We start from the raw sequence: 19,418 nt of genomic DNA, 5'->3' as shown, positions 1-19,418 counted from the left end.
TTTTGGGCTGATCGAGGTCGCTAGCTCGATCAGGAGTCCTACCGAATTCACGTTGTAGCCAACAGCCAAGGAAACCAAAATGCAAAAGTCCCTCCTCCTCGCCGCCATCCTCGCCGCTGCCCTGGCCGCTTGCTCGAAGCCGGAAGAAGCCCCGGCTCCGGCTGCTGAACCCGCTCCGGCTGCTGCCCCGGCCCCGGCTGCTGAACCCGCTCCGGCCCCGGCCGCTGAACCGGCTCCGGCTGCTGCCCCGGCTGACGCTGCTGCTCCGGCCGCTCCGGCTGACGCTGCCGCCCCGGCCGCTCCGGCTGAAGAGAAGAAGTAATTCTTCTCCCGCGAGAATGAAAAAAGCCGGCTCTGCCGGCTTTTTTCATTTCTGCGCCTGCAACGCCATGCGCGTGCATGCAAGCAGAACCGCTACCATCACTTCGCTGGCGCAGGCGGCACCTCTCCCATGCTTTCCCTGATCGGCTGAATCAACGGCGAATCCGCCGGCAGCAGTTTCAGCAGACGTTCCCAATGCACACGTGCGGCGGCGGCGTCACCCCGCTGCATCGCTGCACTACCGGCCAGTGCCAGCGCCTTCACGTTGTCCGGGTCCAGTTCGAGCGCCCTCTTCAGCATCTGCTCCGGTTCGCCGGCCAGATTGCGCCCCTGCTTCATGGCGACCGCGTCCGCATAATCGGTCCACACCTGGGCGTCGCCATCGACGATCTTCACCAGTCTGGAATAGGCGTCGGCAGCTTCGTCGAAGCGCCCCATCGCGAAGTACGAACGCGCCAGCATCGACCAGCCCTCGGCGTTGTCCGGCTCCGCCTTCATCCGCTCGGCAAGTCGCGCGACCATGGCCTGTATCTGTTCCGGCGTCACCTCACCCTCGGCCTGCGGCGGGCTGCTGCGCGGCGCATCGATGGCCTGCGGGTGACCGAGCGCCAGATACACAGGAACAGCGATCACCGGCACCATCAGCGCCGATACCACCGCCACCCAGCGGCCGCTGCCCTTCGCTGAAGGCGACTTTGCAGCACCGGCCTCGTCGAGCACCCGGCGCTCCAGTTCGGCGCAGGAAATGCGGTATTGCGCGTCGTCGATCAGGCCGGCCGCCAGATCACGGTCCAGTTCCGCCAGCGCGTCCCGGTGGATGGCGAGCGTCAGCGCGCGTTGCGCGTCGGCCGGTTGAGTGCTGCGGCCGCGCAGCAGCGGCAAGACGACAAAAGCCAGCGCGACGGCAAGCATCGCCGCCGCGCCCATCATGAATGTGGTCAAACCTTGTTCTCCTCGCCGGCGAGCAGCGCGCGGGCGCGCTCGTGTTCATCGGCGCTCAGTGTGTTGGCAACTGCGGCACGTTCGGCACGGCTGCGCAGGCTGCGCAGCAGCAGCACGACGACGATCAGCAGCAGCGCAAAGGGGCCGGCCCACAGCAGTACGGTGGTGGCTTTCAGCGGCGGACGGTAGAGCACGAAATCGCCGTAGCGCTCGACCATGAAGTCCTTGATTTCGCCGTCGCTGCGGCCGGCGGCGATCTGCTCGCGCAACTGCTTCTTCAGGTCCATCGCCAGGTCGGCGTGCGAGTCGGCAATATTCTGGTTCTGGCAGACCAGGCAGCGCAGTTCCTCGCCCAGCTTCTGCACGCGCGCCTCGACGGCCGGGTCGTCGGCCAGCGGTTTCGCTTCGTCAGCGTGCAGCGCGGACATCGGCAGCATCAGCGCTGCCAGCAACACGATCAGACTGCGCATGTCAGGACGCCTCGAGCTGCTTGACGCGCGGCAGGATGTCGTCGCGCAGCAGTTGCGGCGTCAGCGGGCCGGTGTGCTTGTAGCGGATGACGCCGGTCTTGTCGACGATGAAGGTTTCCGGCGTGCCATAGACGCCGAAATCGATGGCCACGCGGCCGTCGCGGTCGTGCGCCGACAGCAGATAGGGATCACCGTGTTCGGCCAGCCACTTCATGCCGGCCTCGCGCTCATCCTTGTAGTGCAGGCCGACCATCGGCACCAGCCCGGTCTTTGCCAGCTCGACCAGCAGCGGATGCTCCTGGCGACAGGACACGCACCACGACGCCCACACATTCACCAGCCACACCTTGCCCTTCATGTCGGCCGGCGAGAAGGTCTTCTCGGGTGCCGCCAGCTGCGGAATGGAGAAGGCCGGCACAGCCTTGCCGATCAGCGGGCTGGGCACCTCGCGCGGGTTCAGGTAGAGGCCGGCGAACAGGAAGCCCGCCAGCACCAGGAAAAGGCCCAGCGGCCAGAGATAGCGCTTCATGCGTGCTGCTCCCGTACCGGCGGCGCCACGCCATCGCGCGCGCCCTGTTTCGCGTCACGCTGGGCAAGCTTGCGGTAACGGCGATCGGCGGCGGCGATGATGCCACCCAGCGCCATGATCAGCGCGCCAACCCAGATCCAGTTCACGAAGGGTTTGTAGAAGATGCGGACGATCCAGGCGTTGCCGTCGGGCAGCGGCTCGCCCATCGACACATAGACGTCGCGGGTGAAACCGGAATCGATAGCGGCTTCGGTCATCGGCATCTGCGACACCCGGTACATGCGCTTTTCCGGGTGCATCATCGCCACCGGCCTGCCGTCGCGCGTCACTTCGATGCGGCCGCGGGCGGCGTCGTAGTTGGGGCCGTCGTGCTCGAAGGCGCCATGGAACTTGAAGGTGTAGCCGGCCAACGTCGCCGTCTGGCCCGGTGCCATCTTGAGGTCGGCATTCTGTTCGAAGCCCTTGACCAGCGTGATGCCGACGATGCTCACCGCCACACCCAGGTGGGCCAGCCACATGCCCCACCAGCCGCCGGGCAGCGCGCGGGCGCGGGCCAGCCAGCTGCCGTCGCCGTTGCGCCCGCGCAGTCGTTCGACCAGATGCTGCACGCTGGTGGCGACGATCCACACGACGGTGAAGGCACCGAGGCCCAGCATCGCCGTGTAGTGCCCGGTCACCACCATGGTCGCCAGCGTGGCGGCGACGCTCACCGCGAAGGCCCAGCGCAGGCGCGCCACCAGCCCCGGCGCCTCGTCCTTCTTCCAGCGCACGAAGGGCCCGATGGCCATCAGGAACAGCACCGGCGTCATCAGCGGCACGAAGACGGCGTCGAAGTAAGGCGCGCCGACCGAAATCTTGCCCATGCCCAGCGCGTCGAGAAAAAGAGGGTACAGCGTGCCTAGCAGCACCGCCGAAGTGGCCACCGCTAGCAGCACGTTGTTGGCGAGCAGCGAGGTTTCACGCGACAGCAGCGCGAAGCCGCCGCCCAGCCCGACCGACGGCGCGCGGATCGCGAACAGCAGCAGAGAGCCGCCGATCACGAACACCAGCAGCGCCAGGATGAACACACCGCGCTCCGGATCGGTCGCGAAGGCGTGGACCGAGGTCAGCACGCCCGAACGCACGAGGAAAGTGCCGAGCAGCGACAGCGAGAAGGCGGCGATGGCCAGCAGCACGGTCCAGCTCTTGAAGGCGCCGCGCTTTTCGGTCACCGCCAGCGAATGGATGAGCGCGGTGCCGACCAGCCAGGGCATGAAGGAGGCGTTCTCGACCGGGTCCCAGAACCACCAGCCGCCCCAGCCCAGTTCGTAATAGGCCCAGTAGCTGCCGAGCGCGATGCCCAGCGTCAGGAACATCCAGGCCACCGTGGTCCATGGCCGCGACCAGCGCGCCCAGGCGGCGTCGAGGCGGCCGCCGATCAGCGCCGCGATGGCGAAAGCGAAGGCGACCGAGAAGCCGACGTAGCCCATGTAGAGCATGGGCGGGTGGAAGATCATGCCCGGGTCCTGCAGCAGCGGATTCAGGTCGCGGCCATCGGCGGCGGCCGGCAGCAGGCGGTCGAAGGGGTTGGAGCTGGCCAGCATGAAGGCGAGGAAGCCGACGCCGACCCAGCCCAGCACGGCCAGCACGCGCGCCACCATTTCGGGCGGCAGACGGCGCGAGAACACGCTGACCGCCAGCGCCCACAGCGCAAGCATGAAGGTCCACAGCAGCAGTGACCCCTCGTGACTGCCCCAGGCTGCGGCGACGCGGTATTCGAGCGGCAGCGTCGAATTCGAATTGGTGGCGACGTTCAGTACCGAAAAGTCGTTCAGCACAAAGGACTGGATCTGACAGAACAGGGCGAAGGCGACGAATACGAATACGCCCTGCGTCAGCGGTCGCGCGACCGCCATCAGCCGCGCGTCGCCGCGCTGCGCACCGACCAGCGGAACGACGCCCAGCAGCACCGACAGCGCCAGCGCGATCGACAGCGAAAAATTGCCCAGTTCGGGAAACATGATGGCTCCTGCCCGTGAAACGTGGCGCTCCGGGCCAAGACGCCGGAGCGGAGTGGATGCGACTTACTGAACGACCGTGCTCTGCGCCTTCTTCGCCTGTTCCAGCGCGTGCGCGGCTTCAGGCGGCATGTAGTTCTCGTCGTGCTTGGCCAGCACCTCGCTGGCGGCGAATACGCCGTCCTCGCCGAGCTTGCCCTGGGCGACCACGCCCTTGCCTTCCTTGAACAGGTCCGGCAGTGCGCCCTTGTAGGTGACGGTGATGGTGTTGGCGGTGTCGGTGACGACGAAACGGACCGACGTACCGTCGGCGCCGCGCTCCAGGCTGCCGTCCTGAACCATGCCGCCGATGCGGAAGGTTCGGCCCTGCGGCGCTTCCTTCGCCGCCACCTGGGTCGGGCTGAAGAAGAACACCATGTTGTCGCTGAAGGTGTTCAGCACCAGCGTGACCGCGCCGACCAGCAGCGCGATGCCGGCGGCGACCAGTGCAAAACGTTTGTGGCGGGGTTTCATGCGCGGCCCCGCTTGTCGGCGTCGATGCGCTCGAGCGCGACGTCGCGCCGGGCCTGCGCACGCGCCTTCTTCATGCGGCGGGACAGCGCGAACAGCTCGGCTGCAATGACCGCAGCGGTCACGCCGTAGGAACCCCACACGAAGAAGCCGTAGCCGCCCATCGCCCAGAAATGGCTGGCGCTTTCCCAATTCATGTCTTGCTGTCTCCGTTGCTGGCGAGCTGGCGCACCCAGTCGGTGTTCCGCTCGCGTTCGATCATGATGGCGCGCACGCGCACCAGCGCCGCGCCTATCGTGTAGGCCCAGGCCGCCAGGGCCATCACCAGCATGCCGGTCAGCATGGTAGTGGCCATGGTCGGTGCGGCCGTCAGGCTTACAGACGCGCCCTGATGCAGCGTGTTCCACCATTTCACCGAAAAATAGATGATGGGCACGTTCACCGCGCCGACGATGGCGATCAGCGCACCGGCGCGATCGGCCCGGCGCGGGTCGTCGATGGCCGCCTGCAGCGCCATGTAGCCGCAGTAGAGGAAGAACAGGATCAGTTCGGAGGTGAGCCGTGCGTCCCACACCCAGTAGGTGCCCCAGGTCGGCTTGCCCCACAGCGCCCCGGTCCACAGCGCGACGAAGGCCCACATCGCGCCGGTCGGCGCCAGCGCCGACGACATCATGAAGGACAGACGCGTGTTGAACACCAGCCCGACCGCGCACCAGAAGGCCATCGCCAGATAGACCACCATGGACATCCAGGCGGCCGGCACATGGATGAAGATGATGCGGTAGCTGTCGCCCTGGGTGGCATCGGTCGGTGCGACGAAGAAGCCGATATAGAGGCCGGCCAGCGTCAGCAGGACGGCGGCGATCCAGCTCGGCCACAGCAGCTTGCCGGCGAGCGGGAAGAAGGTCTGCGGGCTGGCGTAGTGGAAGAAGTTGAAGCCGGACGACGGCGCGCGCGCGGCGGAAGACTGTGATTCGGACATCAACGAAGCGGCTAGCCCAGGTTCTGATTACTCGGTGTGCGCAGATACAACGCGCGTGTCTCGGCGGGGGCCGACGGCAAAACCGCAAGTTTAACCGAGTGCGGTTTGGCCCCCTATCAATCTTGGGCGATGCGCAATGCGGCCGCGCTCGCCAGCGGCGCCACGGCCAGCGCCACCAGCAGGCAGGCACCGAGCAGCGCCAGGTGCGCATCGATGCCCAGACCGGCGCGCCAGGCGTCCACCGCACCAGCGCCGAAAATGAGCACCGGCACGTACAGCGGCAGCACCAGCAGCGCGATCAGCGCTCCACCGCCGCGCAGCCCCAGCGTCAGCGACGCGCCGACTGCGCCGAGCAGCGACAGCGTCGGCGTGCCGATCAGCAGCGTCGCGCAGACGATGAGCGTTTCGTCCGGCGTCAGGCTGAACTGCAGCGCGATCAGCGGAGCGATCAGCACCAGCGGCAATCCGGTCAGCAGCCAGTAGGCGCACACCTTGGCCAGCACGATGATTGCCAGCGGCTCCACGGACAACAGCATCTGCTCGAGGGTTCCGTCCGCCTCGTCCGCTTCGAACAGCCGGCTGACCGACAGCAGCGTGGCGAGCAGTGCCGCGACCCACATCACGCCGGCCGCGATGTGCGAAAGCTGGTCCGGTTCCGGCCCGACGCCGAGCGGAAACAGGCTGGTCACCAGCAGGAAGAAACCGAGCGCGGTCAGCACGTCGGAACGACGGCGCCAGGCCAGCAGCAGGTCGCGACGCAGCACGGCGGCGAACACGCTCAGCATGAGTAATCGTCCAGATTGAGCAGCGCGCGGCGCGGCACGTCGATGTCCACCGGCTGGTGCGTGGTGTAGATGACGGCGCCGCCGCGGCGGATGTGCGCCGCCATCGCTTCGGCCAGCTGCGCCACCGCACGCACGTCGAGCGCAGTGAAAGGCTCGTCCAGTATCCACAGCCGGGCGCGCGTGCCGCACAGCAGACGCGCGAGCGCGACACGCCGGCGCTGCCCCTGCGACAGGCTGCGCGCCGGCACGTCGAGGCGGGCGCCGAGGCCGATATCGACCAGCGCGCGCAGCGCCGTGTCCTCGTCCATCGCTTCACCGGCGATGGCGGCGCTGGCACGCAGGTTCTCCAGCGGCGTGAAGTCGTCCTTCACCGCGTTGCGGTGACCGAGATAGAGCAGACCGGCGCGCCACTCGTCCTTCACCTTGCCCGCCGGCTGCCCGCACCAGCGCAACTCGCCCGATTCGGCTTCCGACAGCCCGCACAGGATGCGCAGCAGACTGGTCTTGCCGCTGCCGTTGGCGCCCGCCACGTGCAGCAGCTCGCCCTCACCGACGGCCAGGTCCAGCCCGGCGAACAGACGTGCCGAGCCGCGCGTGCAGGCCAGTGCGTGCGTAGAAATCAGCGGAACAGCGGGATCGGCCATGCGGGAGGCGGGGTGCGGGGCGGTGAAAGGCGGCGAATTATCGCCGAATCCGCCAGGCGACGTGCGACGCAAAGAAAAACGGCTCGCGATTGCTCGCGAGCCGCCAAAAGAACCGGTGCTGTCCGCTAGGTCGACCGGCCTCCCCATTGCAAGCCTCGCCGCAGCAACGACCCGAGGAGCCTTCAAAATCGTCACTGCGAGGCTGGCACGGATTTCCTAGCAGGCGCTGTGCCACCTCTAGCGAAAAACGCAAAGCATTGATTTATTTATGCTATACAACCCACCCCTCGTATGGACCGCCAGCACTCGTTGCAACTTGCAGCGCGTGCACGCTCGCCCCTGCGACCGCCCGCCGAAAGTCCACATGAAACAGGCGCTTGCGCACATGTGGTCGCTGTTGAAATTCGCAACGCGACGTTGCAGCATGCAATTCATGAAACTGCTGCCCCGTTCCCTGCACGGCAAGATCCTGCTCGGCTACATCGTTCTCGGCGCGTTGTTCGTGCTGCTGGTGTTTGCCGCCCTCGAACAGGTACGCCTGCTGCTGTCGCGCGTCGACGACGAACACCACGTCACGCGCATGCACGACGTGGTACGTGAAGCGCGGCGGCTGGAAAAGAACTACCTGCTGTTCCGCAAGCCGTCCGAGCTCAAATCCGCGGTCGGCAAGGCGGAAGAGGCGCTCACGCTGATCGCCCGCGACCGCGCGCTGATGCAGCGCGCCGCGCCCGGCTTTGCGCTGGAGGAGCTCGAACAGTCGCTGCACGACTGGCGCGACCTGCTCGACGACCGGCTGCAGCGCCGCATCCGCCCGACCGATCCGATTTCGCCACTGGAAGAGCGCATGACCGAGGTCGGCAAGCAGGCCTTCGAAGAGAGCGAACGTCTGTCCGATCAGGCGCGCGAGGCAATGCGGCGCGCGCTGTCCGGCCAGGAATCGCAGCTGTACACGATCATGATCGCCGCCGTCGCGCTGGTGCTGGTGATCGGCCAACTGGTGACGCGACGCGTTGTGGCACCGCTGCGCGAGGTCGAAAGCGATCTGGCGCGCATCGGCACCGGCAATCTCGCGCGCCTGACGCCGCGCGACCGCGACGACGAGATCGCCGCCCTGGTCGCCGCCTTCAACCGCGCACTCGGCGACCTCGAAGAGCGTCAACTCGCGGTACTGCGCACGGCGCGGCTTGCCTCGCTCGGCACCATGCTGTCCGGCGTCGCGCACGAGCTGAACAACCCGCTTTCGAACATTTCGCTGAACGCGCAGCTGCTTCTGGAAGAGCGCGACGTGTGCGACCCGGCGCAGATCAATGGGTTCGTCGAGCAGATCGACGACCAGGTGCAGCGCGCGCAGCGCATCGTGCGCACCCTGCTCGACTTCGCACGCGACAGCCGCTTCGCGCTGGTTCGGCAGCCGCTGCGGCCGCTGGTCGAGGAAACCGTCGCGCTGCTGCGCGCCGAGCGTCCCGATGCGGCCGACGCGGTGACGCTGCAGATCGAGCCCGAACTGCATATCCACGCCGACGGCCAGCGCATTCAGCAGGCCCTGCTGAACCTGATCCGCAACGCGCTCGAAGCCTGCGTCGAGGCAGGCATCGCACCACACATCACGGTGCGCGGCAGCGCGCGTGACGGCGGCACCGAGATTTCGGTGTGCGACAACGGCCCCGGCATCGAACCGCGCAACCTGCCGCGCGTGTTCGACCCCTTCTTCACCACGAAACCGGTCGGCAAGGGCTCGGGGCTCGGGCTTTTCGTGGTGCATGAAATCGCCGCCGAACACGGCGGCAAGGCAGGCATACACAACGAACCGGACGGCGGGACCTGCGTCACGCTCTGGATACCGGCGGAGGAGAAAGCATGAGCACTGCACATGTCCTGCTGGTCGACGACGAAGCGGTCGCGCGCGAGGGCCTGGCCACCGCGTTGCGCCGCGACGGCCTCGACGTCACCACCGCCGACAACGGCGACGCCGCGCTGGCGCTGCTGCGCCAGAACGATTACGAGGTGCTGCTGACCGACGTCAAGATGCCCGGCATGGACGGGCTCGAACTGCTGCGTCGCGCACGCGAGGCCTGGCCGGCGATGGAGGTGCTGGTGGTGACCGGCTTCGCCACCACCGAATCGGCGGTCGAGGCGATGCGCACGGGCGCCTTCTATTACGTATCCAAGCCCTTCCGTCTCGGCGAAGTGCGCAAGCTGGTGCGCGAGGCCGCCGACAAGGCGCAGCTGCGTGCCGAGAACCAGCGCCTGCGCCAGCTGGTCGAGCACGCCGCCGACGAACGCATCATCACGCGCGACGAAGGCATGCGCGCCATCCTCGACATCGCGCGCGGTGTGGCGCCCACCGACTGCAACGTGCTCATCGTCGGCGAGACCGGCACCGGCAAGGAACTGCTCGCCCGCCACGTGCATGCGCACAGCCGGCGCGCCAGCGGCCCCTTCGTCGCGATCAACTGCGGCGCGCTGAACGAGGAACTGCTGGCCAACGAACTGTTCGGCCACGAGAAAGGTGCCTACACCGGCGCCCAGCAGTCGCGCGGCGGTCTGGTCGAGGCGGCCCAGGGCGGCACGCTCTTCCTCGACGAGGTGACCGAAATGTCGGCAGCGATGCAGGTGAAGCTGCTGCGCCTGCTGCAGGAGCGCGAGTACCTGCGCGTCGGCGGTACCGAGCCGGTGCGCGCCGACGTCCGCTTCCTCGCTGCCACCAACCGCGAGCCGCGCGCCGCGGTCGAAGCCGGCCAGTTCAGACAGGACATCTACTTCCGCCTCAATGTGGTGACGCTGCAGTTGCCGCCGCTGCGCGACCGGCGCGACGACATCCCGCTGCTGGCCCAGCAGTTCGTGCGCCGCGCGGCACAGGTCATGGGCAAGAAGGTCACCGCCATCGCGCCGCCGGCGATGCAGAAGCTGTGCGCCTACGATTACCCGGGCAATGTGCGCGAGCTGGAGAACATCATCGAGCGCGGCGTGGCGCTGGCCGGCGGCACCATGCTGGCCGAGGAGGATCTGCCGCCGGGCCTGGGCACGCATGGCGCGGCAGCCGGCGCGCGTGGCAGCAACGAGGTACGCACGCTGGAGGCGGTCGAGCGTAACCACATCCTCGACGTACTGGCCGGCGTAGGCGGCAACCGCGCGCTGGCCGCCCGCCTGCTCGGCATCGACCGCGTATCGCTGTGGCGCAAGCTGCGCCGCTACGAGGAACAGGGCCTGATCGAAGCCGACGAGGCCGACGGCGCACTGCGCGTGCGCGACGTGCCGGCCTGAGCGCACCACAACGGGGCGCAGCACCGGCACCCGTCGGCCGCGCCATGCGCAAACCCGCGCCGCGCCGTGATGTCGGCGTGGCGGGCGGCGTGGCACGCTTGATGCAAGGCAGCGGCACCCCTGTGCCGACGCAACGACGTGTTCGCCAATCTCCACCATCTTTCGCATCACGCCGCCTGGCGCCACCAGCTCGAAATGCTGCTCGAGTCGGCTGGCGAAGGCATCTATGGCGTGGACCAGAACGGCCGCTGCATCTTCATCAACCGCGCCGGCGCCGAGCTGATCGGTTTCGAGCCGGACGAAGTGCTCGGCCGCAACATGCACTACCTGATCCACCACGCGCATTCCGACGGACGCAATTACGACGTCCATGAGTGCCCGATCTTCCGCGCATTCCAGGAAGGCCACGGCGTGCGCATCGAGTCCGAAGTACTGTGGCGGCGCGACGGCAGCGCTTTCCCGGCCGAGTACACCAGCTACCCGATCCGCGACGCCGGCCAGATCGTCGGCGCCGTCGTCACCTTCGCCGACATCACCGAACGCAAGCGTGCCGAGGCCGTGCTGCGTGCCAACCAGGTCGAACTGGAGCGCCGCGTGTCCGAGCGTACCGCCGCGCTGCAGGATGCCAACGCGCGACTGCAGCAGTCGCACAGCGCCTTGCAGCGGCTGTCGGCCCACCTGCAGCAGGTGCGCGAAGACGAGCGCACGCACATCGCGCGCGAGGTGCACGACGAACTGGGCGCCTCGCTGACCGCGCTGCAGTTCGACCTGAACTGGTTGCGCCCCCGTCTTGCGCATGACAGCGCGCTGGAGCGCAAGCTCGACGACATGATGTCGGTCACCCAGCAGGCGCTGGGCGCGGTGCGGCGGATACTGACCGACCTGCGCCCGGGCGTGCTCGACCACCTCGGGCTGTGGGCCGCGATCGAATGGCAGCTGCAGGAAATGCAGTCGCGCCGCGGCCTGCGCTGCACGCTGACGCTGAACGATGCGGAACCCGAACGTCGCCTCGGCCGCAGCGCCGAAATTGCCGTCTATCGCATCGTGCAGGAAGTGCTCACCAACGTCGCCCGGCACGCCGAAGCCAGCGAGGTGAATGTCGAGGTGACCGGCCAGGCCAGCGCGATCGAACTGTGCATCCGCGACAACGGCCGCGGCATGCAGGTGCCTGCGCAACCGACCTCCTTCGGCCTGCTCGGCATGTACGAACGGGCCCGCGCGCTCGGCGGCGAGTTGCGCATCGACAGCACGCCGGGCGCCGGCACCACCGTGCATCTGCGCGTACCGGAGTCGACGCGATGAAGCCGGTACGCGTCATCATCGTCGACGATCACCTGATGCTGCGCCGGGGCATCGCACAGATCCTCGGCGAGAACCCGGCCATCGCCGTGGTCGGCGAAGCAGCGGGCGGGCCCGACCTGATGCGACTGCTGCGCGGCGACGGCGCCGACGTCGTGCTGCTCGACATTGCGCTGAGCGACCGTGACGGCTTCGACGTGCTGAAGCAGCTGCGCGTCGAGTTTCCGAAGGTCGCCGTGCTGATGCTGTCGACCTACCCGGAATCGCAGTTCGGCGTGCGCGCACTGAAGAGTGGCGCCGCCGGCTACCTGAACAAGGGCTGTTCGCCGGACCAGCTGTTCGACGCCATCGCCCGCGTCGCCGGCGGACACCTCTTCGTCACCCCGGAGCTGGCCGAACGCCTCGCCTTCGGCGTCCGCGCCGATACCCCGGCCAGCCCGCTCGACAGTCTGTCGAACCGCGAAATGCAGGTGCTGAAGCTGCTCGCCAGCGGTCACACGGTCGGTGATATCGCACGGGAACTGTCGCTGTCGGCGAATACCATCAGCACATACCGCGCACGCCTGTTCGACAAACTCGACATCAAGAACCCGGTCGAACTGGTGAGCTTCGCTGCGCGACATCAGCTGGTGGCCCTGTAGGAGCGGTCTTCCGACCGCGACAGAGCCTGTGATCACGCACAGGCTCCTTGACCTCCGCTGTGGTCGCGGTCAGAAGACCGCTCCTACAGGGATGGCGCGCCGCATCGAACGAAGGAGAACGCCATGTCTCTGCCCGCAAACCCGAAAGCCCTGCTGATCGACCTCGCCGGCGTGCTGCACGTCGGCGACGAAGTGATCCCCGGTTCCATCGAAGCGCTGGCGCGACTGCGCAGCGCCGGCTTCAAGCTCGTGTTCCTGACCAACACCACCCGCACGCCGCGGCGCACGCTGGTGGCGAAGATGCAGGCCCTGGGGCTGGACGTGCGCGACGACGAACTACTGACCGCGCCCGGCGCGACAATGAATCTGGTGCGCAGCCGCGGCCTGCATCCGCATTGGATCGTGCATCCCGACCTGCGCGACGAAGTCGGGCCCGACGCCGCGGAACCCGATGCGGTGGTGCTCGGCGACGCCGGCCACTGCTTCGACTACGCGCAACTCAACACCGCCTTCCGCCTCGTCATGCGCGACCTGCCCTTCATCGCGATGGCGCGCAACCGTCACTTCAAGGAAGAGGACGGCCTGTCGATCGACATGGGCGCCTTCGTCGCCGGGCTGGAATACAGCACCGGCGTGCAGGCCGAAGTCGCTGGCAAGCCCGCCGCCCCCTTCTTCCAGGCCGCCCTCGACACCGCCGGCGTAAGCGCCGACGAAGCCATCATGATCGGCGACGACCTGCGCGACGACATCGGCGGCGCACAAGCAGCAGGCATCGCCGGCGTGCTGGTGCGCACAGGGAAGTACAGCCCCGCCGACGAACAGAACCCGGACATCCGGCCCGCGGCGATCGACGACGACTTCGCGCGGTTTGCCGAACGCCTGTTGTAGGGACCGGAGGACCCGCTCAGAGAACTGCGGCTCCGGTCACGGATAGAGCTCGATCCTTGTGGGATCGGCCTTGGCCGCGACGCGGCCGTTGCGGTCCGCGGGCTTCGATCCAGGTCGTTGTCGGGGTCAGAAGACCCCTCCCACAGAAACCCCGGCTCCAGCCACGAATAGGGCGCGATCCCTGTGGGAGCGGCCTTGGCCGCGATGCGGCCGTTGCGGTCCGCGGGCTTCGGTACAGGCCGCTGTCGGGGTCAGAAGACCCTTCCCACAGAAACCCCGGCCCCGGCTACGGATAGGTCGCGATCCCTGTGGGAGCGGCCTTGGCCGCGACGCGGCCGTTGCGGTCCGCGGGCTTCGATCCAGGCCGCTGTCGGGGTCAGAAGACCCCTCCCACAGCCCGCTGCTCCGGCCACGGATAGAGCGCGATTCTTGTGGGAGCGGCCTTGGCCGCGACACGGCTGATGCGGGGCCGCCGGCCTCGATACAGTTCGCTGTCGGGATCAGAAGACCCTTCCCACAGAGAGCTGTCCCGGAACCGCAGGAGGGTCAGACCGTCTCCCGCCGGCGACGCAGCGCGCCAATCACGCCCAGTCCCGCGACGAGCATCGTCCAGGTGCCCGGTTCGGGGACCGCGGTGACGGTCAGCGAAATATTGTCGATGCCGGTGTTGTAGCTGTCCGGGCCGAAGCGCAGCACGAGGCCGTTAGCGCTCGACACGCCAGGCATGAAGGACAGTCGCATCACGCCAGCGTCGAAGGCGCCCGCGCTCCACAGGGTCTGGCCGGTGAGCAGGTCGAGTACGACGGCCGACGAGCCGTCGTTGCGGTTCAGGTAATCGCCGAAATCCATCGAGTTCAGCGTGACTGCGTAGCCGGCGCCCGGCGTGAACACGAATTCGGCGCTGTGGGTGTCCGGGTTGCTGCCGCCCCAAGCCACATCCACGAGGTCGGAGTAGGACGTCGACCAGTAAAAAAGGCTGCTGTTGAAGGTGGTACCGGTGGCGGCCACGAAGGAACGATGCGACACGTCGAGCAAGCCGGCCACGTCGCCATAGCCCTGGCCGATGCCGGCGCCGTTCGTGCAGGCCGCATTGGAGGCATCGCCGCAGATGTTGCCGGAGAAATCGAGCAGCACGTCGGTCGCGACAGCAGGCGCGGACGCCAGCAACGCGCTCAGACCCAGCATGGCGAAAACAGTCGGAATACGGTGAAAGCCCATCAAACACTCCTGTTGGATCGATACGGCGGCGACCCAAGCAAGATTCGGCCCTCGCGTGCCAAACGTTTGAGCACAAAGCGTTTTCGTCAACGACCACCGGTCCGGTGTAAAGCATCGCGACAGTCGCCCTGCAAGCGCGCAGGTGTCCGTCCGGCCGTGTAGTGCCCGCACTACACGACAATCACATCCGTAGTGATACCCGCCCCCCACCCCGCTCCCTAGCATTCGTCCCATGAACGCACGGGAGATCTACACGGTGGGATCGCAGCGCAAGCGCGGCTTCAGGCTCGGCATCTACGTCTTCAAGGACGCCGAGATCGTCGACTTCACCGCACCGCACGGCGTGTTTTCGGTGGCGCGGCGCTTCGACCCGGAACTGGAGGTGTTCCTGATCGCCGACGCGCAGCGGCCGGTGCAGGCGCAGGCGGGTTTCACCGTGCTGCCCAACTACAGCTTCGCCGACCGTCCGGCGATGGATGCCTTCCTGATTCCCGGCGGCGCCGGCACGCGGCAGGAAACCTGGAACAGCCGGCTGCACGAATTCATCGACGCCCTGCCCGCCAGCTGCCTGCTTACCAGCGTGTGCACCGGCTCGTGGATCTACGGCCGCATGGGCCTGCTCGACGGCATTCCGGCGACCAACCGCAAGGAGCCGGACCGGGTCGAGGCTTCGCACCTGGGCAAGCTGCCGATCGACCGTCTGGCCGAGATCGCGCCGGCCTGCCGCATTTCGCACGCCCGCGTCGTCGATGCCGGCCGCATCGTCACCGCCGGCGGCATTGCCTCCGGCATGGAGCTGGGTTTCCACCTGCTGCGCCGCGCCGGCTACGACGAGGGCTTCATCCGCGACGTGGCGCGCTGCATGGAATACAGCGCCGCCTACGACACCTACGCGCACGACATCGAGTACGCCCCGAATCCGGTCCCCTGCTTCGCCCACTGAAGTTTCCAGAACAAGGAGAGTCCCGCAATGAGCACCTTCCGCAACCCCTTCGACCCCAACGTGAAACTGAATGGCTGCGCCTGCGGCCGCCATCACAGCCAGGCTGAACACGACCAGGCCGAAGCGCTGTCCGAAGAGGCGATGCTGGACCGCGTGGTCGAAGGCGCGGTGATGCGCGCGCTGTTCCCGCACGACGAAACGCGGCGCAACTTCATCCGCGCGGTCGGCGCCAGCACGGCGATGGCGGCGATCTCGACCTTCCTGCCGCTGGGCACGGTAAAGGACGCTTTCGCCTCGCCCGGTCCGCTGGAAAAGACCAAGCTCAAGGTGGGCTTCATCCCGATCACCTGCGCCACGCCCATCATCATGGCGCACCCGCTGGGCTACTACTCGAAGCAGGGTCTGGACGTCGAAGTGGTGAAGACCGCCGGCTGGGCGGTCATCCGCGACAAGTCGCTGGCCAAGGAATACGACGCCGCGCACATGCTGTCGCCGATGCCGCTGGCGATCTCGATCGGCGCCGGCTCGAACCCCATCCCGTGGACCATGCCGGCGGTCGAGAACATCAACGGCCAGGCGATCACGCTTTCGGTCAAGCACAAGGACAAGCGCGACCCGAAGGCCTGGAAGGGCTTCAAGTTCGCGGTGCCCTTCGACTATTCGATGCACAACTACCTGCTGCGCTACTACCTCGCGGAGCACGGCATCGACCCCGACACCGACGTGCAGATCCGTTCGGTGCCGCCGCCGGAAATGGTGGCCAACCTGCGCGCCGGCAACATCGACGGCTTCCTCGCACCCGACCCGGTGAACCAGCGCGCCGTGTATGACGGCGTGGGCTTCATCCACACCCTCACCAAGGACATCTGGGAAGGCCACCCCTGCTGCGCCTTCGCCGCCAGCAAGGAGTTCGTCACGACGATGCCGAACACCTACAAGGCCCTGCTGCGCGCCATCATCACGGCCACCGCGACCGCCAGCAATCCGGCCAACCGCAAGCAGATCGCCGAGGCGATCGCGCCCGCCAACTACCTGAACCAGCCGGTCACGGTGGTCGAGCAGGTGCTCACCGGCACCTACGCCGACGGTCTGGGCGGCGTGCAGAAAGTGCCGGGCCGCATCGGCTTCGAGCCCTTCCCGTGGGAGTCCTTCGCCATCTGGATCCTGACGCAGATGAAGCGCTGGGGTCAGATCAAGGGCGATATCGACTACCAGAAGATCGCCAAGGAGGTGTTCCTCGCCACCGACGCCGCCGCGCTGATGAAGGAAGTCGGCCTGCCGGTGCCGAGCACGACGACCAAGAAGTTCTCGGTCATGAAGAAGGAATTCGACCCGGCCAAGCCAGAGGAATACCTGAACAGCTTCAAGATCCGGAAGGTGACGGCATGAGAAAAGCATGGCTGGCGCCGCTGCTGTCGGCGCTGTTCTTCGCGCTCTTCGTCGGCGCCTGGTATCTGGCGACCACCGCGTCGGCCGGCGGCGGTGCCGCCGCTCCGGCGATGGACCCGGAGTACGCGGCGCTGATGGGCGCCCAGGCCCAGGCCGGCGGACAGTCCGCCATGCCCGGCCCGGGCGAGGTCGCGGCCAAGATCTGGGAACACCTGAGCGACCCCTTCTACGACCGCGGCACCAACGATAAGGGGCTGGGCATCCAGATCGCCTACTCGATCGCCCGCGTGCTCGGTGGCTACCTGCTGGCGGCGCTGGTGGCGATCCCGCTGGGCTTCGTGATCGGCATGTCGCCGCTGATCTACAAGGCGCTCGACCCCTTCATCCAGATCCTGAAGCCGATCTCGCCGCTGGCCTGGATGCCGCTCGCGCTCTACACGATCAAGGATTCGGGCATTTCCGCCATCTTCGTCATCTTCATCTGCTCGCTGTGGCCGATGCTGGTGAACACCGCCTTCGGCGTCGCATCGGTACGGCGCGAGTGGCTGAACGTGGCGCGCACGCTGGAAGTGAGCCCGCTGCGCAAGGCCTTCCAGGTCATCCTGCCGGCGGCCGCACCGACCATCCTCACCGGCATGCGCATTTCCATCGGCATCGCCTGGCTGGTCATCGTCGCCGCGGAAATGCTGGTGGGCGGCACCGGCATCGGCTACTTCGTCTGGAACGAGTGGAACAACCTGTCGATCACCAACATCATCACCGCCATCCTGCTGATCGGCCTGGTGGGCATGCTGCTCGATCACCTGCTGGCCTGGGTGGCGCGCGCGATTTCGTGGCGCGAATGAGCCTGGAGGAAATGAGCATGAGCGCAGCCCTCGCCCCCGTCGTCCCCCTGAAGACGCAGACCCGCGACCCGTTGGATGCCGCATCGCTGCCCTCGTCCGGGTCGTCCGCAGAGAAAAAAGGCCCCATCACAATGAGCACCCAACCCTTCCTCAAGGTCGAGGGCCTGAAACGGCAGTTTCCGCAGCCGGGCAACCCCGACCCCGCGCCGGTGTTCGAAGACGTGCATTTCGGCATCGAGCGCGGCCAGTTCGTCTGCGTGCTCGGCCACTCCGGCTGCGGCAAGACCACCATCCTGAACATCCTCGCCGGGCTCGACGAAGCCACGGCCGGCCACGTCATCATGGACGGCCGCGAGGTGCGCGGCCCCTCGCTCGACCGCGGCGTCGTGTTCCAGGGCCACGCGCTGATGCCCTGGCTCAGCGCGCTGAAGAACGTCGAGTTCGCCGTGCGCAGCCGTCATCCGGACTGGAAGGCGCATCAGGTGCGCGAGCACGCGGTGAAATACCTCGAACTGGTGCACCTCGGCCACGCGCTGGACAAGAAGCCGGCCGAGCTGTCCGGCGGCATGAAGCAGCGCGTCGGCATCGCCCGCGCCTTCTCGATCGAACCGAAGATGCTGCTGCTGGACGAGCCCTTCGGCGCGCTCGACGCGCTCACCCGCGGCAGCATCCAGGACGAACTGATCGGCATCGTCGAAGCCACGCAGCAGACCGTGTTCATGATCACTCACGACGTCGACGAAGCCATCCTGCTGGCCGACCGCATCGTGCTGATGACCAACGGCCCGCGCGCCAAGATCGCCGAAATCGTCGTCAATCCGCTGGCCCGGCCGCGCGTGCGCGAAACCCTGCACCAGCAGCCCGCCTTCTACACGCTGCGCAATCACCTGGTCGATTTCCTGGTGAAGCGCTCGCGCGAATTTCAGCCCGGCCACGGCTGGGATGCGAAGAACCCGCCTCTCGTCCACCCCGGCCAATCCAGCCAACCCGCCTGAACACCACCTCAAAGGAGACTCACATGAAACGCGAAGACGTCACCGATCTCATCGTCGAACGCAAGGTTGCCAAGGGCCTCAAGTGGGCCGACCTCGCCAAGGCCATCGGCCTCAGCAAGGAATGGGTCACCGCCGGCCTCCTCGGCCAGATGACCTTCACCGCCGAACAGGCCAAAACCATCGGCGAAATGCTCGACCTCCCGGCCGAAGCCGTCACCCAGCTCCAGGTCGTGCCCTACAAGGGCTCTCTGCCCACCGCCGTGCCCACCGACCCGCTGATCTACCGCTTCTACGAACTGATCAACGTGTACGGCACCACCTTCAAGGCACTCATCCATGAAGAATTCGGCGACGGCATCATGAGCGCGATCGACTTCAAGATGGATCTGGCGCGAGAAGCCAATCCCGCTGGCGACCGCGTCAGCATTACGATGAGCGGGAAGTTCCTGCCGTACAAGACGTACTAAGACACCTGATGTGAAGTGCTTGACCGGCGCGGCACGCGCTGGTCATATTGAGGCCGCATGATCCCGCCAGGGCATGCGGCCTCCTTTTTTCCCATTAGCAGGCTGGTGAGAAACCCGTGAATCCTTCCGGAGCATGTCCTTCCGATCATTTTTTCCGGCACCGGAAGTGCGCCGTGGCGTGTGACTCAGGACTCTCTAACCCTCGCATCCCGCTGCTCGCCAGGCAGCGGACGCATCTATCCGTTCTACACGGCAGCCGGTCGCATCAGGCTCAGCATTCGGCTCAGGT

20 protein-coding genes are annotated in these 19,418 nt (G+C 67.0%); 10 read left to right on the top strand and 10 right to left on the bottom strand.

The window, feature by feature from the left end; translation table 11 throughout:
* Positions 1-420: 420 nt before the first annotated feature.
* From ccmI to ccmA, 9 genes are all read right to left on the bottom strand, one after another.
* Positions 421-1,263: a c-type cytochrome biogenesis protein CcmI gene (ccmI, locus tag AC51BJ_RS02545; RefSeq protein ID WP_496279236.1), complete on the bottom strand. Its 843-nt coding sequence runs from the start codon at positions 1,261-1,263 to the stop codon at positions 421-423.
* Complete coding sequence (locus AC51BJ_RS02540) at positions 1,260-1,733, bottom strand: cytochrome c-type biogenesis protein (protein WP_496279235.1); 474 nt, start codon at positions 1,731-1,733, stop codon at positions 1,260-1,262. The genes ccmI and AC51BJ_RS02540 overlap by 4 nt, the downstream gene beginning before the upstream one ends.
* A gap of 1 nt (position 1,734) precedes the next feature.
* Positions 1,735-2,262 carry a DsbE family thiol:disulfide interchange protein gene (locus tag AC51BJ_RS02535; protein WP_496279234.1) on the bottom strand — a complete coding sequence of 176 codons (528 nt, stop codon included), beginning with the start codon at positions 2,260-2,262 and terminating at the stop codon, positions 1,735-1,737.
* Complete coding sequence (locus AC51BJ_RS02530; RefSeq protein WP_496279233.1) at positions 2,259-4,262, bottom strand: heme lyase CcmF/NrfE family subunit; 2,004 nt, start codon at positions 4,260-4,262, stop codon at positions 2,259-2,261. Before AC51BJ_RS02530 ends, AC51BJ_RS02535 begins: the two co-directional genes overlap by 4 nt.
* A 63-nt stretch (positions 4,263-4,325) precedes the next feature.
* Positions 4,326-4,772: a cytochrome c maturation protein CcmE gene (gene ccmE, locus AC51BJ_RS02525; protein ID WP_304009624.1), complete on the bottom strand. Its 447-nt coding sequence runs from the start codon at positions 4,770-4,772 to the stop codon at positions 4,326-4,328.
* Positions 4,769-4,966: a heme exporter protein CcmD gene (gene ccmD, locus AC51BJ_RS02520; RefSeq protein ID WP_020164241.1), complete on the bottom strand. Its 198-nt coding sequence runs from the start codon at positions 4,964-4,966 to the stop codon at positions 4,769-4,771. Before ccmD ends, ccmE begins: the two co-directional genes overlap by 4 nt.
* Positions 4,963-5,751, bottom strand: a complete 789-nt coding sequence (gene ccmC, locus AC51BJ_RS02515; protein WP_304009625.1) for a heme ABC transporter permease CcmC — start codon at positions 5,749-5,751, stop codon at positions 4,963-4,965. Before ccmC ends, ccmD begins: the two co-directional genes overlap by 4 nt.
* A 116-nt stretch (positions 5,752-5,867) precedes the next feature.
* Entirely contained in the window at positions 5,868-6,536 is a 669-nt protein-coding gene (ccmB, locus tag AC51BJ_RS02510) for a heme exporter protein CcmB (RefSeq protein WP_430433602.1), read from the bottom strand.
* Complete coding sequence (gene ccmA / locus AC51BJ_RS02505) at positions 6,530-7,180, bottom strand: cytochrome c biogenesis heme-transporting ATPase CcmA (protein ID WP_304005957.1); 651 nt, start codon at positions 7,178-7,180, stop codon at positions 6,530-6,532. The genes ccmB and ccmA overlap by 7 nt, the downstream gene beginning before the upstream one ends.
* 433 nt (positions 7,181-7,613) lie before the next feature.
* On the opposite strand from ccmA, the gene AC51BJ_RS02500 reads away from it, so the two are divergent.
* The 5 genes from AC51BJ_RS02500 (at position 7,614) to AC51BJ_RS02480 (ending at position 13,272) form a co-directional block, all read left to right on the top strand.
* On the top strand, positions 7,614-9,041 hold the full coding sequence (locus AC51BJ_RS02500) for a sensor histidine kinase (protein ID WP_496279232.1): 1,428 nt from the start codon (positions 7,614-7,616) through the stop codon (positions 9,039-9,041).
* The gene (locus tag AC51BJ_RS02495) at positions 9,038-10,444 is read left to right on the top strand and encodes a sigma-54-dependent transcriptional regulator (RefSeq protein WP_496279231.1); all 1,407 of its coding nucleotides are present in this window, start codon (positions 9,038-9,040) and stop codon (positions 10,442-10,444) included. Before AC51BJ_RS02500 ends, AC51BJ_RS02495 begins: the two co-directional genes overlap by 4 nt.
* Positions 10,445-10,582: 138 nt before the next feature.
* The gene (locus AC51BJ_RS02490; RefSeq protein WP_496279230.1) at positions 10,583-11,746 is read left to right on the top strand and encodes a sensor histidine kinase; all 1,164 of its coding nucleotides are present in this window, start codon (positions 10,583-10,585) and stop codon (positions 11,744-11,746) included.
* Positions 11,743-12,384, top strand: coding sequence for a response regulator (locus AC51BJ_RS02485; RefSeq protein WP_496279229.1), 642 nt, complete (start codon positions 11,743-11,745; stop codon positions 12,382-12,384). The genes AC51BJ_RS02490 and AC51BJ_RS02485 overlap by 4 nt, the downstream gene beginning before the upstream one ends.
* A gap of 123 nt (positions 12,385-12,507) precedes the next feature.
* Positions 12,508-13,272, top strand: coding sequence for a TIGR01458 family HAD-type hydrolase (locus AC51BJ_RS02480; RefSeq protein ID WP_496279228.1), 765 nt, complete (start codon positions 12,508-12,510; stop codon positions 13,270-13,272).
* Between the two features lie 546 nt (positions 13,273-13,818).
* Here AC51BJ_RS02480 and AC51BJ_RS02475 read toward each other — a convergent pair.
* On the bottom strand, positions 13,819-14,490 hold the full coding sequence (locus AC51BJ_RS02475) for a PEP-CTERM sorting domain-containing protein (RefSeq protein WP_496279275.1): 672 nt from the start codon (positions 14,488-14,490) through the stop codon (positions 13,819-13,821).
* A gap of 232 nt (positions 14,491-14,722) precedes the next feature.
* Here AC51BJ_RS02475 and AC51BJ_RS02470 point away from each other — a divergent pair, with 232 nt between their 5' ends.
* From AC51BJ_RS02470 to cynS, 5 genes are all read left to right on the top strand, one after another.
* Complete coding sequence (locus AC51BJ_RS02470; RefSeq protein WP_496279227.1) at positions 14,723-15,433, top strand: DJ-1/PfpI family protein; 711 nt, start codon at positions 14,723-14,725, stop codon at positions 15,431-15,433.
* Positions 15,434-15,460: 27 nt separating this feature from the next.
* A complete protein-coding gene (locus AC51BJ_RS02465) occupies positions 15,461-16,822 on the top strand; it encodes a CmpA/NrtA family ABC transporter substrate-binding protein (RefSeq protein WP_496279226.1) in 1,362 nt (453 codons plus the stop codon).
* Complete coding sequence (ntrB, locus tag AC51BJ_RS02460) at positions 16,819-17,667, top strand: nitrate ABC transporter permease (RefSeq protein WP_430433592.1); 849 nt, start codon at positions 16,819-16,821, stop codon at positions 17,665-17,667. Before AC51BJ_RS02465 ends, ntrB begins: the two co-directional genes overlap by 4 nt.
* 131 nt (positions 17,668-17,798) lie before the next feature.
* Positions 17,799-18,662, top strand: coding sequence for an ABC transporter ATP-binding protein (locus AC51BJ_RS02455; protein ID WP_496279225.1), 864 nt, complete (start codon positions 17,799-17,801; stop codon positions 18,660-18,662).
* A gap of 23 nt (positions 18,663-18,685) precedes the next feature.
* A complete protein-coding gene (cynS, locus tag AC51BJ_RS02450) occupies positions 18,686-19,129 on the top strand; it encodes a cyanase (RefSeq protein ID WP_341421663.1) in 444 nt (147 codons plus the stop codon).
* The last annotated feature ends 289 nt before the right edge of the window (positions 19,130-19,418 follow it).

The organism is Methyloversatilis sp. S146-33, from assembly GCF_059552495.1.
This window is presented reverse-complemented; position numbering and strand designations above follow the sequence as displayed.

Bases quoted from the DNA above. Each gene is read 5' to 3' on its own strand.
- AC51BJ_RS02465 (WP_496279226.1), top strand. From the start codon at position 15,461: ATGAGCACCTTCCGCAACCCCTTCGACCCCAACGTGAAACTGAATGGC.
- AC51BJ_RS02475 (WP_496279275.1), bottom strand. From the start codon at position 14,490: ATGGGCTTTCACCGTATTCCGACTGTTTTCGCCATGCTGGGTCTGAGC.
- ccmE (WP_304009624.1), bottom strand. From the start codon at position 4,772: ATGAAACCCCGCCACAAACGTTTTGCACTGGTCGCCGCCGGCATCGCG.
- ccmA (WP_304005957.1), bottom strand. From the start codon at position 7,180: ATGGCCGATCCCGCTGTTCCGCTGATTTCTACGCACGCACTGGCCTGC.
- AC51BJ_RS02480 (WP_496279228.1), top strand. From the start codon at position 12,508: ATGTCTCTGCCCGCAAACCCGAAAGCCCTGCTGATCGACCTCGCCGGC.
- ccmD (WP_020164241.1), bottom strand. From the start codon at position 4,966: ATGAATTGGGAAAGCGCCAGCCATTTCTGGGCGATGGGCGGCTACGGC.
- AC51BJ_RS02500 (WP_496279232.1), top strand. From the start codon at position 7,614: ATGAAACTGCTGCCCCGTTCCCTGCACGGCAAGATCCTGCTCGGCTAC.
- AC51BJ_RS02530 (WP_496279233.1), bottom strand. From the start codon at position 4,262: ATGTTTCCCGAACTGGGCAATTTTTCGCTGTCGATCGCGCTGGCGCTG.
- AC51BJ_RS02495 (WP_496279231.1), top strand. From the start codon at position 9,038: ATGAGCACTGCACATGTCCTGCTGGTCGACGACGAAGCGGTCGCGCGC.
- AC51BJ_RS02485 (WP_496279229.1), top strand. From the start codon at position 11,743: ATGAAGCCGGTACGCGTCATCATCGTCGACGATCACCTGATGCTGCGC.
- AC51BJ_RS02455 (WP_496279225.1), top strand. From the start codon at position 17,799: ATGAGCACCCAACCCTTCCTCAAGGTCGAGGGCCTGAAACGGCAGTTT.
- AC51BJ_RS02540 (WP_496279235.1), bottom strand. From the start codon at position 1,733: ATGCGCAGTCTGATCGTGTTGCTGGCAGCGCTGATGCTGCCGATGTCC.
- AC51BJ_RS02535 (WP_496279234.1), bottom strand. From the start codon at position 2,262: ATGAAGCGCTATCTCTGGCCGCTGGGCCTTTTCCTGGTGCTGGCGGGC.
- ccmB (WP_430433602.1), bottom strand. From the start codon at position 6,536: ATGCTGAGCGTGTTCGCCGCCGTGCTGCGTCGCGACCTGCTGCTGGCC.
- ntrB (WP_430433592.1), top strand. From the start codon at position 16,819: ATGAGAAAAGCATGGCTGGCGCCGCTGCTGTCGGCGCTGTTCTTCGCG.
- ccmC (WP_304009625.1), bottom strand. From the start codon at position 5,751: ATGTCCGAATCACAGTCTTCCGCCGCGCGCGCGCCGTCGTCCGGCTTC.
- cynS (WP_341421663.1), top strand. From the start codon at position 18,686: ATGAAACGCGAAGACGTCACCGATCTCATCGTCGAACGCAAGGTTGCC.
- AC51BJ_RS02470 (WP_496279227.1), top strand. From the start codon at position 14,723: ATGAACGCACGGGAGATCTACACGGTGGGATCGCAGCGCAAGCGCGGC.